The sequence below is a fragment of the Micromonospora sp. NPDC049799 genome, assembly GCF_040656655.1.
In the GTDB taxonomy this organism is placed as follows: domain Bacteria; phylum Actinomycetota; class Actinomycetes; order Mycobacteriales; family Micromonosporaceae; genus Micromonospora.
Genome location: NZ_JBFAMU010000127.1, coordinates 1 through 11686, shown reverse-complemented (window position 1 = coordinate 11686; position 11686 = coordinate 1). Strand labels below are relative to the sequence as shown.

The window sequence follows — 11686 nt, the reverse complement described above, 5'->3', positions numbered from 1 at the left end:
GGCGGGCCGCGGTCGGTTGCGGCGCAGCCCGGCGGTGAACGCCACGAACGCGCTCAGCGCGATGGACGCCGCCACCATCCGACCCAGCGCCATGGCGCCGGGGGAGTAGTCGTGGCCGGCGAAGCGGATGCCGACGAACGCCGACGCCCACAGGAGCACGGTGGTCCCGGCGGCGGCGACAGTCGGCCACGACCGGGTGTACGGCCTGGGGGCGCGGTCGCTCCCGGTGTCATGCGGCCGGCTCGGGGCGGCGGTGAGCAGCGCAGGCGTCATGGGAAGATTCTCGTGCGCCCGACTGTTCAGCACCAGCGATTGTTTCTTCACCACGATTCAGTCCGGCTTTATAGTTGGGCATGCTCGACGTCCACCGCCTCCGGATCTTCCGCTCCGTCGTCGCGTCCGGGTCCGTGCAGGCCGCCGCCGCCAACCTCGGCTACACCCCGTCCGCCGTCAGCCAGCACCTCACCGCACTCCAGCGCGAGACGGGCCTCACCCTGCTCGCCCGAGCGGGGCGGGGCCTGCGACCCACCGCCGCCGGGCACGCCCTCGCCGCCGAAGCGGACCGGGTACTCGCCCGGCTCGGAGCGGCCGAGTCGCTGATCGCGGACCTGCGCACCGGCCGCACCGGCGCACTGTCCATCGCGTACTTCGCGTCGGTGGGCGCCGCGTGGATGCCGCTCGTGGTGCGGCGCATCCTCACCGAACTCCCCGGAGTGCGGCTCGACCTGGAACTGCGCGAGCACATCCCGGACAGCCGGGAGGAACGCGCCGACGTGCAGGTGGTCGTGGCCGGTGCCGGCTTCGAGCCCGGTTCGGGCTTCACCGCCCACCACCTCCTCGACGACCCGTACGTGGCCGTGCTGCCCGCCGGGCACCGCCTCGCCGGGCATGAGGAGGTGGACCTCGTCGACCTCGCCGACGAGCGCTGGGTCGACAACGACTTCGCCCGTGGCTGGTGCCGTGCCAACCTCCTCGAGGCCTGCACCGCCGCCGGCTTCAGCCCGGCCTTCCGGGTCGAGGCGCACGACTATCCGACGGCGCTCGCCTTCGTCGCCGCCGGCATCGGTCTCACGGTGCTCCCCGCGATCGCCGCGGCCCACCTGCCCGACGGCGTGACCCCGGTCCGGGTGGTCCGCCCGACGCCGATCCGGTCGATCCACGTGGTGGTGCACGACGCGGTGGAGCACACACCGGCGGCGCGGACCGCGGTCGCCGCGCTGCGGGAGGCTGCCGCTTCCGCGTGATGCGCGCTGAGCGTGGTGGCCGCGGACAGTCGATGGAAAAGGGAGTGGCTACTCCCTGCCACTTCTAACGTATAGCGCACCGGGGGGCTTGCCGCAAGACCGGGTTGGTGCCGCAGAATTCACCGGCCAAGCCCCGTCACCTGCGGAAACGCAAGCCACGACCTGCGTGTGCGCAGAGGCCGTGCTGGGCGCAACGGCGGCAGGAACGACCTCAGAACGGAATTGATGAATTGCATTCCCGTGCGTTCGACCTTCCCGAGCACCTCTCTCCCAAGGCCGACCCGACGCTGATCGACCGCGACGAGCGGCACTTCACGGCCATGGCCGAGAGCCTCCAGGAGCTGCACGACGACCTGTCCGGCCGCCTGGATGCCGCGCGCCGGGCGCCCGGTGGCAAGGGCCGGCAGGCGGTGGACCGGGACATGGAGGTCCGCCGGCTGACCGCCCGCCTGCGTGCCCTGAGTCGCTTCGGCCTGGACCTGTGCATCGGGCGCATGGTCAGCGCCGACAACCCCGAGCCCGTGTACGTCGGACGACGGGGCCTCACCGACGGCGCGGGTCGTCGACTGCTGCTCGACTGGCGTTCCCCCGCCGCCGAGCCGTTCTTCGGCGCCACCCACGGCAACCCGATGGGCCTGGCGAGTCGCCGCAGGTATCGCTGGACCCGCGGCTGGATCACCGACTACTGGGACGAGGTGTTCACCCCCGACGGTCTGGAGGGGCACGCCGCCCTCGACGACCAGTCCGCCTTCATCGCCAGCCTGGGCAGCAGCCGATCGACCCGGATGCGTGACGTGCTCGGCACCATCCAGGCCGACCAGGACGCCATCATCCGAGCGGGATCCCGCGGCGCTCTCGTCGTCGACGGCGGTCCGGGCACCGGCAAGACGGTCGTCGCGCTGCACCGCACCGCCTACCTCCTCTACGCCGACCCGCGACTGGGCCACCGCCGGGGCGGGGTGCTGTTCGTCGGGCCGCACCAGCCCTACCTGGCCTACGTCGCCGACGTCCTGCCCAGCCTGGGTGAGGAGGACGTGCAGATCTGCACCCTGCGGGACCTCGTCCCCGAGGGTGCCGCGGCGACCGTCGAGACCGACTCGGACGTGGCCCGGCTGAAGTCGTCCGCGGACCTGGTGAGGGCGATCGAGGCGGCCGTCCGGTTCTACGAGGAGCCGCCGGACAAGGGGATGACGGTCACGACCGACGACGCCGACATCCGGCTGAGCGCTGAGGACTGGGCCCAGGCGTTCGAGGCGGTGGGGCCCGGCACCCCGCACAACGAGGCGCGGGACGAGATCTGGGAGGAGCTGCTCACGATCCTGCTGGACAGGTACGACGGTGACGAGCCGGACGACCTGGTCCGCGCATCGCTGCTGCGGAACACCGACCTGCGCACGGCGTTCCACCGCGCGTGGCCGCTGCTCGACGCGGCGGACCTCGTCGGCGACCTGTGGTCGGTGCCCGCGTACCTGCGGAGGTGTGCTCCCTGGCTCAGCCCCGACGAGGTCCGCAAGCTCCAGCGCGGCGACGCCCGGGCCTGGACGGTGTCCGACCTGCCCCTCCTGGACGCGGCACGGCAGCGGCTCGGCGACGCGGAGGCGTCCCGGCGCAACCGCCGGAACGACGCCGCTGTCGCCGTCGAACGGGAGCGCCGCGCCACGGTGATCGACGAGCTGATCGAGGCCCACGCCTATGACGACGGTGAGGGTGTGTTGTCGAGCCTGCGCCAACTGGACCTCCAGGACGCCCTGGTCGACGAGTCCGCGCTGGCCAGCGCCGACCCGGACCTGCTCGCCGGCCCGTTCGCGCACATCGTCGTTGACGAGGCGCAGGAGCTGACCGACGCGGAGTGGCAGATGTTGCTGCTCCGCTGCCCGTCCCGAAGCTTCACCGTCGTCGGGGACCGTGCCCAGGCCCGCCACGGGTTCACCGAGTCGTGGCAGGAACGGCTGAGGCGGATCGGGCTCGACCGGGTCACCCTGGCCGCCCTGAGCGTCAACTACCGGACGCCGGCGGAGGTCATGGCGGAGGCCGAGCCGGTCATCCGGGCCGTGCTACCGGACGCCAACGTGCCGACCTCCATCCGGAGCAGCAACGTGCCCGTCGTCCACGGATCTGTTGCGGAGCTGGGCGCGATCCTCGACACGTGGCTCGCCGCGCACGCCGAGGGGACCGCTTGTGTCATCGGCGATCCCACCTTCCCGCCGACGTCCCGCGTCCGGTCGCTGACCCCGGTGCTGGCGAAGGGGCTCGAGTTCGACCTGGTCGTCCTTGTCGACCCCGAGGCGTTCGGCACGGGCATCGAGGGGGCGGTCGACCGCTATGTCGCGATGACGCGGGCGACCCGGCAACTCGTCATCCTGACGAACACCGGGCACCGTGACCGCCGGTCCTAGAATCGGGCGATGGGTAGGACCGACCGCGCCTGCCGGGTGATCGCGGCACCACCGGCGACCGTCTACGGCGCTCTCCTCGACCGGGAGTCGCTGGAGGCATGGCTGCCGCCGGACGGCATGCGTGGGCGGATCGAGCGGTGGGATCCCCGGCCCGGCGGCGGTTTCCGGCTGGTTCTCACCTATCTCGACCACACCGACAGTCCCGGGAAGACGTCAGATGCGACGGACGTCGTCGACGTGGAGTTCGCGGCCCTGGTGCCCCCGGAGCGTGTGGTGCAGCGGGTCGTGTTCGAGGCCGACGACCCGGCGTACTCGGGCACGATGACGATGACCTGGCACCTCGCTGCCACCGGTGCGGGGACCGAGGTGACCGTCACCGCGACGGACGTGCCGCCCGGCATCGACCAGGCGGTTCACGAGGTTGGGATCGCCTCCTCGCTGGCCAACCTGGCGTCCTACATCGAAGCGGCGCACTGAGCCGCCCACATCGCACGGGTCATCTCGTACTCGACCTCGCCCAGCTCCGTTTCCGGCAGCGGGTCGTCCCAGAACGGGAAGAACGTGCGGACGTACCGCATGCCGATCGTCTCCATGACGCGCCGGGACCCGGTGTTCACGGCCATGGTCTGCGCGATCACCCGGCTCTGCCCGACGGTGTCGAAAGCGTGCCGCAGGAGAGCGCGCGACGCCTCGCTGGCCAGGCCCTTGCGCCAGTGCCGGCGGACCAGGCGGTAGCCCAGGTCGCTGACGGCCGGGTCGTGGGGCTGGTCGGGGCCGTGCGCGGGCGGAAGCATCATCAGTCCGACGAAGGTCCCCTCACCCTCCTCGGCCGGTGGTGTCGAGCCGGGCGCGCAGTCGTCGGAGCCGAACGCCATCCAGTAGCCCAGGCCGTCCACCCTGCCGGCCAGGCTCATCCGCTGGGCGTGCGAGGTGACCACCTCGTCCCTCGACCGCGCCCGGCCGTAGAGGTAGCGGAGCACCTCGGGGTCGGAGTCCAGTCCGACCTCCAGGTCGAGGTGCCGGTCGGCGAGCGGGACGAGCAGCAGGCGGTCGGTACGCACGATCGGTTGGGGCATGCGGCCACGATCGCATGACTGGTTTGCGGGACGCGATCCGATTTGTCGTGGCCGCTCGCCGCGCGGGCGGGAATGGTCGCGGGCCTAAGGGGAAGGGCAGTGCCGCCAGCAGGGACTGACCGGGGAGGCGGCGCCATGACGGACACAGCGCGCACAGGGTCGGGTAGCGGACGCCCGGGGGAGGGCGGTGGCTTCGCCGTCGTGGAGATGTTCACCTCCCAGGGCTGCAACAGCTGCCCGCCCGCCGAGGAGGTGCTCTCCAAGATCGACCGCGACGCCCGCGAGCGGGGCCAGCCCGTGTACGCCCTCGGGTTCCACGTCGACTACTGGGACCACCTGGGCTGGGCCGACCCCTACGGCGACCCGGCGCACACGCTCCGGCAGGAGGCGTACGCGCGCGCCTTCGGCTCCGGCGGGTTGTACACGCCGCAGATGGTCGTCAACGGCACCGTCGAGTTCGTCGGCTCCAACGACCGGGCGGCGTCGTCGGCGATCAAGTCGGCCCTCGGGGAGTCAGCCGCCACGTCGCTCGCGCTGTCGGTCGAGAACGTCGACGGCGGCGACGGACGCCGGCTGACGGTGGACTACCACGCCGAACATCCGCCGGAGCAGGCGGTCCTGAACGTGGCGGTCGTCCAACGGGGCCTGGAGAACGACGTCCCCCGGGGTGAGAACGCCGGGCGCCGGCTCCGGCAGGACGGCGTGGTACGCGCCTTCACGTCCGCGAAGCTGGACATGGGGCGCGGGCGGGTCGAGATCACCGTGCCGCCGGACCTCGATCCTCGACGCGCCTCGGTGGTCGGCTACGTGCAGAACGAGGGCGACAAGTCGATCACCGGCGCCGCGGCCGTGGACGTCTCGGTGGCATCCCGGACATGACCGTGCGGCTTCCTCCCGTCACCGTCGAGCGGTGGGTGAACTCGCCGCCGTTGACTCCCGACGACCTGCACGGCCGGGTGGTCCTGGTCGACATCTGGGAGTACACCTGCGTCAACTGGATCCGCACCGCCCCGTACGTCAGGGCGTGGCACCGCGACTACGCCGACCTGGGCCTGACCGTCGTCGGGGTGCACGCGCCCGAGTTCGAGTTCGGCCGGCACGCCGAGAACATCGACCGGGCGATCCGCGACCACGGTCTGACCCATCCCGTCGCACTCGACAACGACTTCACGTTCTGGCGGGCCCTGCGCAACGACGCCTGGCCGGCGAAGTACCTCTTCGACGCCGACGGTCGGCTCGTCGACCGGTGGGTCGGCGAGGGCGACTACGAGCGGGTGGAGTCGGAGATCCGCCGGCTCATCGAGGTCCGGGCACCCGGCACCCCGCTGCCGCCGGTCAGCCCCGAGGTGACGGCGTTCGTCACGACCGGGCAGCCCACCTACGTCGGCATCACGCCCGAGACGTACCTCGGGGCCGACCGGGGCGTGCCGGGCACGTTCACGGTGGCCGGCGACTGGCGGAGCGCCGGCGAGTACGTCGAACTCGCCGGCGGCACCGGCGAACTCGCCCTGCCCTTCACCGCCGGCGAGGTGAACCTCGTCGTCGACCCGGGACCCACCGGGCGGGCCGCGATTCAGGTGCTGCTCGACGGGAACCCGATCGGCGAGGAGCGCGGCCCCGACGTCGGCCCGGACGCGGTGGCGCGGATCGACCGGGCGGCCATGATCCGGCTCGTCGCCGACGCGTCCCGGGTCGACCACCTGCTGACCCTCGTCACCGACCAGCCGGGCTTCCGCGCGTACGTCTTCACCTTCGGCCCGTAGCGCGTGTCCTGATGTTTGAGCACCTGGAGTGGAGCGATGAACGACAAGACCGAGAAGGCGATCCTGGCCGGCGGTTGCTTCTGGGGGATGCAGGATCTCATCCGGAAACGCCCCGGCGTGGTCGACACGAGGGTCGGCTACACCGGCGGGGACGTGCCGAACGCGACGTACCGCAACCATGGCACCCACGCCGAGGCCATCGAGATCAGCTTCGACCCGGACGAACTGTCCTACCGCGACCTTCTGGAGTTCTTCTTCCAGGTCCACGACCCGACGACGAAGAACCGTCAGGGGAACGACATCGGTGTCAGCTACCGGTCGGCCATCTTCTACACCGACGACCAGCAGCGGCACGTCGCCGAGGACACCATCGCCGACGTCGACGCGTCCGGCCTGTGGCCCGGCAAGGTGGTCACCGAGGTCAGCCCGGCCGGGCCCTTCTGGGAGGCCGAGCCGGAGCACCAGGACTACCTGGAGCGCAATCCCGGCGGGTACACCTGCCACTTCGTCCGGCCGGACTGGAAGCTGCCCCGCCGGGGTGAGAGCGGCACCTGATGTCCAGCGCCCTCGCTGGATCCGACCCCGCCGAATCGACAATGAGGCCACGTGGCTGCCAGGACCCAGACGCTGACCCGTACCGCCACCGACATCCGGCCGTTCCGGGTGGAGTTCTCCGAGGCGGACCTCCAGGACCTGCGGGCACGCATCGCGGCCACCCGCTGGCCCGAGAAGCAGACCGGTCGACGACCAGTCCCAGGGCGTGCCGCTGGAGACGAGCCAGGTACTCGCCCGCTACTGGGAGAAGGAGTACGACTGGCGCAGGACCGAGGCGCGGCTGAACGACCTGCCGAACTTCATCACCGAGATCGACGGGCTCGACATCCACTTCCTGCACATCCGGTCCAGGCACGACGACGCGCTGCCGCTCATCGTCACCCACGGTTGGCCGGGTTCGATCATCGAGCAGATGAAGATCGTGGGTCCGCTCACCGACCCGACGGCGCACGGCGGGACCGCGTCGGACGCCTTCCACCTGGTGATCCCGTCGATGCCCGGCTACGGCTTCTCGGGTAAGCCGACCACGCCCGGCTGGGGCCCCGAGCACATCGCGAACGCCTGGATCGAACTGATGAGGCGTCTGGGCTACTCGCGGTACGTCGCGCAGGGGGGCGACTGGGGCGCGCTCATCACCGACCTCATCGGCCTGCAGGCGCCGCCGGAACTGGCCGGCATCCACACCAACATGCCGGGCGCGATTCCGCCGGACATCGACACGTTGCTCCAGTCGGACATCACCGGAGCGGGCAACGCGCTGGCCGCGCTGCCGTCCGGCCTCTCCGACGAGGAGCGGCGGGCGTGCGAACAGCTGTACTTCTTCTGGCAGCACTCCGCCTACGCCCTGATGATGGGGACGCGCACGGAGACGCTGACCGGGCTCGCGGACTCGCCGATCGCCCTGGCGAGCTACATGATCGACCACGACGCGGCCAGCCTGGAGCTGATCTGCCAGGCCTTCGCCGGGCAGCAGGTCGGCCTCACCCGCGACGACGTCCTCGACAACGTCACGCTCTTCTGGTTGACGAACACGGGTGTTTCCGCGGCTCGTCTCTACGCGGAGAACACGCTGTCCTTCTTCGCCGCCAAGGGGGTGTCCGTCCCGGTCGCCGTGAGCGTCTTCCCGGACGAGCTCTACCAGACCCCGCGGAGCTGGGCCGAGCAGGCGTATCCCAACCTCATCCACTACAACCAGCTCGACCGGGGTGGGCACTTCGCGGCCTTCGAGCAGCCGATGCTCCTGACCGAGGAGTTGCGAACCGCCTTCCGGTCGCTGCGCTAGGCGACCCTGTCCGGACGGCGGTCAGCCGAGCCAACGGCCGTCGCGCATGAGGACGCGTCTCTGCAACTCGTTGGCCTCCCGCCAGGCCTGGATGCGCCGCGGCCGGATCCGGAAGTACTGGTAGGGCTCGTCGAGCGTGCGCGGGTCGAAACCGGTCTTCGTCGCGAACGCGTCGCCCGCCGCCGGGCCGAGGTCGGCGACGTCCACCGGCTCGGCGGTGCCGTCGACGACGACGACGTCCCGCGTCGGCCCGAGGCTGAGTCGCACCCGGCCGTGCGCCCGCCGGTTGCGGCCGGTGACCGAGGCGCGCGGCGTCGAGATGAGGAACGCGGTCCCGTCCCAGAGGTACGAGAGCGGGATGAGGTGGACCCCGCCCGGAGAGCCCGACGTCGCGACCCAGGGATCGATGTCGCTCTCCAGCTTCGCGCGAGTGTCCCGCAGCCTCTCCTCAAGTCCACGCGGCGGCGCGCCCGTCATGCTTCCTCCAGTCACGTCGTGGGGAGCCCCTCCTGCACGGGAGGGGCTCCCTCGCTGATCGTCCCCCGCAGCGAACTCGGCGTACATGCGGCCGAAGCTCTTCGCCACGGCGAGGCCGCGCTCGACGTAGAACCGCTTGCTCGCCGCCACGTCCGCGACGCCCAGCAGGAGCACGAACTCGTCGATCTGCCGGGTGGCCGGGCCGGTGTCCTTCTTCGCCGAGGTCGCGACCTTCCAGATCGTCCCGTCCGGAACCTGCACGACACCGCCGTAGCCCCAGAGCGACTTCGCGGCCGGTTTCAGCGGCGTGGCACCGGCGTCCAGGGCGGCGCCGATGTGGGGTCGGCCACCTCGAGGGTGATGGATGCGATGGATGTCATGGTCATCACGCTAGGTGCAGCTCGGTGACCAGCGCTTCTTGATTCCTGACCGGTCTCGTCACCCGTCTTCCCACACACGGCGGCATCCCCGCAGCGGCACCCGTTGCCCGGCGCCGGTAGGCGCCACTACGTAGCAACGCCGTCGCGCGCTCGACGCGCCGCGTCATCAGGTACACGTGCGGGGACTGGCCGTAGGCCAGCCGGAACTGGCGGCTGAGGTGCTCGGCCGACATCTCCGCGCCACGGGCGAGCGCCTCGACGTCCAGCGGCTGCGCGTACTCCCGGTCGATCCGGTCGCGGACCCGGCGCAGTCGCGCGAGGTCGCGCAGGCGCTGGGCCGCGGCCAGTGCCTGGCCCCATGCGGGGTGACACATGAGAGAACTCCCTTCATCCATGACCGACGACCGGACGGGTCAGCGAAGCTCCTGGATGCGGACCAGGTTGCCCGCGGGGTCGCGGAAGGCGCAGTCGCGGATGCCGTACGGCTGCTCGGTCGGCTCTTGGACGACCTCGGTGTCGCCGGCCTGCACCTTCTCGAAGGTGCCGTCGAGGTCCCGGGTGGCCAGCAGGATCCAGCCGTAGGTGCCCTTGGCCATCATCTCGGCGATGGTGCGGCGCTCGTCCTCGGTGACCCCGGGGTCGGCGGCTGGCGGGGCCAGGAGGATCGACGTGCCGGGCTGGTCGACCGGACCGACCGTGATCCACCGCATCCTGCCCTGTCCGACGTCATTGCGGACCTCGAAGCCGAGGACGTCGCGGTAGAAGGCCAGGGAGGCGTCCGGGTCGACGTGCGGAAGGAAGGTCGTGTGAATGGTGATGTCCATGCGATCAGGCTAGGTGCGGCCCCCTGGCCGGCACTTCTCGATTCCTGATCGATCGGGCCACCGGTCTCGTCGGTCCGGGCCCGTCTACCTGCCCCGTCAGGGTGAGCGCCGCAGGGATCGGGCCCGCGGTCGGGTTGCCGCCGGGAGAATCGGCGGTCGCACGGTGTGGGCTGCGGTGACCGGGAGGAGCCACGAGGGTGAGCCGTCCGGCCGCGCTGCTGAGACGCGGCGACGAGCCACTTCAGGCATCGTTCCTGGAACTCTTCTTCGACCTCGCGTTCGTCCTCGCGCTGCGGCAGATCTCGCTCGTCCTGCTCGCCGACGCGAGCCTCACGGGGGTGGCCCGCACCGCCCTGCTTCTGCTTCCGCTGTGGTCGGTCTGGGTGGTGACGGCCTGGTTCACCGACTGGTTCGCCCGCGACCACCGCGCGGTGCAGGCCCTGCTCGTCGGCGCCACGCTCGGGGTCCTGCTGATGAGCGTCGCCGTGCCGCACGCGACGGGGAACCGGGCGGCACTCTTCGCCGGAGCGTACGTCGCGCTCCACGTCGGGCGGAGCATCGTCACGACCGTGGCGTTGCGCGGGCATCCCCTGCGTCGCCGTACGCTGCGGGTCCTGGTCTGGTTCGTCGTCTCCGGGATCTTCTGGTTGGTCGGGGCCGCCTGGCCGGCGGCACGCGTGCCCGCCTGGGTGGTGGCCGTGGCGCTGGACTACGCGGCACCGCACCTGGGCTGGCCGGTCCCCGGGCTGGGCCGTGCGCAGCCCGGTGAACTGCGGCTGCGCGGCGGACACCTCACCGAGCGGTTCCAGCAGATCTTCATCATCGCCCTCGGCGAGCTGATCATCGCCGCGGGTCTGGCGTACTCGGCGACCGAGCTGGCCCCGCTGCACTCCGCCGCCTTCCTCCTGGCCTTCGCCGCCGCGGTGCTGATCGGCCGGCTGTACGTCGCGCCGGCCGGCCCGTACCTGGGCGCCGCCATCGACGAACGGAATCCGGCCCGGTTCGCCACCCTCACCGGCAACCTGCACCTGGTCATGATCGCCGGTGTGGTGGCCACGTCGGTGGCCGCCGATCTGGTGATCGCGCATCCAACCGACCGGGCGTCCGGCGCGGGGATGGCGCTGACCGTCGCCGGCCCCGTGCTCTTCCTCGCCGGCCGGATCGCCCTGTCCGCGCTCATCTACCGCCGGCTGTCCTGGTACCGGTTGCTCGGGCTGGCCGCCCTGCTGGTCATCGCGTTCACCGGGCACGCGGCGCCGCTTCTCGGCGTGGCCGTGGCAAACGTCGGCGTCCTGCTGGTCGTGGCGGTCCTGGACCGTCACATGGAATCGAGGTCGTGGCCGAGGCGCTGACTCTGCCGTCGCCACCATCTCGCCGGAATCAGGCTCATGCGTCGAACCAGTCGCATAACGTCACGTGGCGGAACCATCGCCGGACCACCGGGGCCTCGTGCCCGTGGTCCCGTGCCGACCGGAGGGGCCGAGCGTGGATGACGACGACCGCGTGCTGTTGCGCGAGCTGGACGGGCCGCAGCCGGCGATCCGGCTGCCCCGGGCCCTGGGCTGGCTGAGCCTCGCGATCGGCGTCGGTGCTCTCGCCGTACCCGATCGGTGTGCCCGGCTGGTCGGTGTGGACGACGTGCCGGCGGCGCGGACGGTGGTCCCGGCGCTCGGCGCGCGGTACCTGGCC

Annotated in this window: 12 protein-coding genes and 2 pseudogenes; 9 read left to right on the top strand and 5 right to left on the bottom strand. The window is 71.4% G+C overall.

Annotated elements, in window-relative coordinates; genetic code table 11:
• A pseudogene (locus AB0I76_RS12735) lies at positions 1-273 on the bottom strand (hypothetical protein); the annotation flags it as partial.
• Between the two features lie 80 nt (positions 274-353).
• Between AB0I76_RS12735 and AB0I76_RS12730 the strand changes: the two are divergent.
• The 3 genes from AB0I76_RS12730 (at position 354) to AB0I76_RS12720 (ending at position 4117) form a co-directional block, all read left to right on the top strand.
• Complete coding sequence (locus tag AB0I76_RS12730; protein ID WP_357033951.1) at positions 354-1244, top strand: LysR family transcriptional regulator; 891 nt, start codon at positions 354-356, stop codon at positions 1242-1244.
• A 230-nt stretch (positions 1245-1474) separates the two neighbouring features.
• Positions 1475-3640, top strand: coding sequence for an RNA polymerase recycling motor ATPase HelR (helR, locus tag AB0I76_RS12725; protein ID WP_357033949.1), 2166 nt, complete (start codon positions 1475-1477; stop codon positions 3638-3640).
• 9 nt (positions 3641-3649) lie between these two features.
• Positions 3650-4117, top strand: a complete 468-nt coding sequence (locus tag AB0I76_RS12720) for an SRPBCC family protein (RefSeq protein ID WP_357033947.1) — start codon at positions 3650-3652, stop codon at positions 4115-4117.
• Here AB0I76_RS12720 and AB0I76_RS12715 read toward each other — a convergent pair.
• The gene (locus AB0I76_RS12715; protein ID WP_357033946.1) at positions 4096-4716 is read right to left on the bottom strand and encodes a GNAT family N-acetyltransferase; all 621 of its coding nucleotides are present in this window, start codon (positions 4714-4716) and stop codon (positions 4096-4098) included. The two genes, AB0I76_RS12720 and AB0I76_RS12715, sit on opposite strands and share 22 nt — an antisense overlap.
• Before the next feature lie 135 nt (positions 4717-4851).
• Here AB0I76_RS12715 and AB0I76_RS12710 point away from each other — a divergent pair, with 135 nt between their 5' ends.
• The 4 genes from AB0I76_RS12710 (at position 4852) to AB0I76_RS12695 (ending at position 8316) form a co-directional block, all read left to right on the top strand.
• Complete coding sequence (locus tag AB0I76_RS12710; protein ID WP_357033944.1) at positions 4852-5595, top strand: DUF1223 domain-containing protein; 744 nt, start codon at positions 4852-4854, stop codon at positions 5593-5595.
• Entirely contained in the window at positions 5592-6479 is an 888-nt protein-coding gene (locus AB0I76_RS12705) for a redoxin (protein WP_357033942.1), read from the top strand. Before AB0I76_RS12710 ends, AB0I76_RS12705 begins: the two co-directional genes overlap by 4 nt.
• A 36-nt stretch (positions 6480-6515) precedes the next feature.
• Positions 6516-7034, top strand: coding sequence for a peptide-methionine (S)-S-oxide reductase MsrA (gene msrA / locus AB0I76_RS12700; RefSeq protein WP_357033940.1), 519 nt, complete (start codon positions 6516-6518; stop codon positions 7032-7034).
• A 205-nt stretch (positions 7035-7239) separates the two neighbouring features.
• Positions 7240-8316 carry an epoxide hydrolase gene (locus tag AB0I76_RS12695; RefSeq protein ID WP_357033938.1) on the top strand — a complete coding sequence of 359 codons (1077 nt, stop codon included), beginning with the start codon at positions 7240-7242 and terminating at the stop codon, positions 8314-8316.
• A gap of 21 nt (positions 8317-8337) precedes the next feature.
• Here the strand turns inward: AB0I76_RS12695 and AB0I76_RS12690 are convergent, their stop codons facing one another.
• The 3 genes from AB0I76_RS12690 to AB0I76_RS12680 form a co-directional block, all read right to left on the bottom strand.
• Positions 8338-9054, bottom strand: coding sequence for a pyridoxamine 5'-phosphate oxidase family protein (locus AB0I76_RS12690; RefSeq protein ID WP_357033936.1), 717 nt, complete (start codon positions 9052-9054; stop codon positions 8338-8340).
• Between the two features lie 124 nt (positions 9055-9178).
• Positions 9179-9547: an AraC family transcriptional regulator gene (locus tag AB0I76_RS12685; protein ID WP_357033934.1), complete on the bottom strand. Its 369-nt coding sequence runs from the start codon at positions 9545-9547 to the stop codon at positions 9179-9181.
• Between the two features lie 39 nt (positions 9548-9586).
• Complete coding sequence (locus AB0I76_RS12680; RefSeq protein WP_357033932.1) at positions 9587-9997, bottom strand: VOC family protein; 411 nt, start codon at positions 9995-9997, stop codon at positions 9587-9589.
• Between the two features lie 197 nt (positions 9998-10194).
• Here AB0I76_RS12680 and AB0I76_RS12675 point away from each other — a divergent pair, with 197 nt between their 5' ends.
• Together AB0I76_RS12675 and AB0I76_RS12670 are read left to right on the top strand one after the other, a co-directional pair.
• Complete coding sequence (locus AB0I76_RS12675; protein ID WP_357033930.1) at positions 10195-11349, top strand: low temperature requirement protein A; 1155 nt, start codon at positions 10195-10197, stop codon at positions 11347-11349.
• A 133-nt stretch (positions 11350-11482) separates the two neighbouring features.
• Positions 11483-11686: pseudogene (locus AB0I76_RS12670) on the top strand (cyclase); the annotation flags it as partial.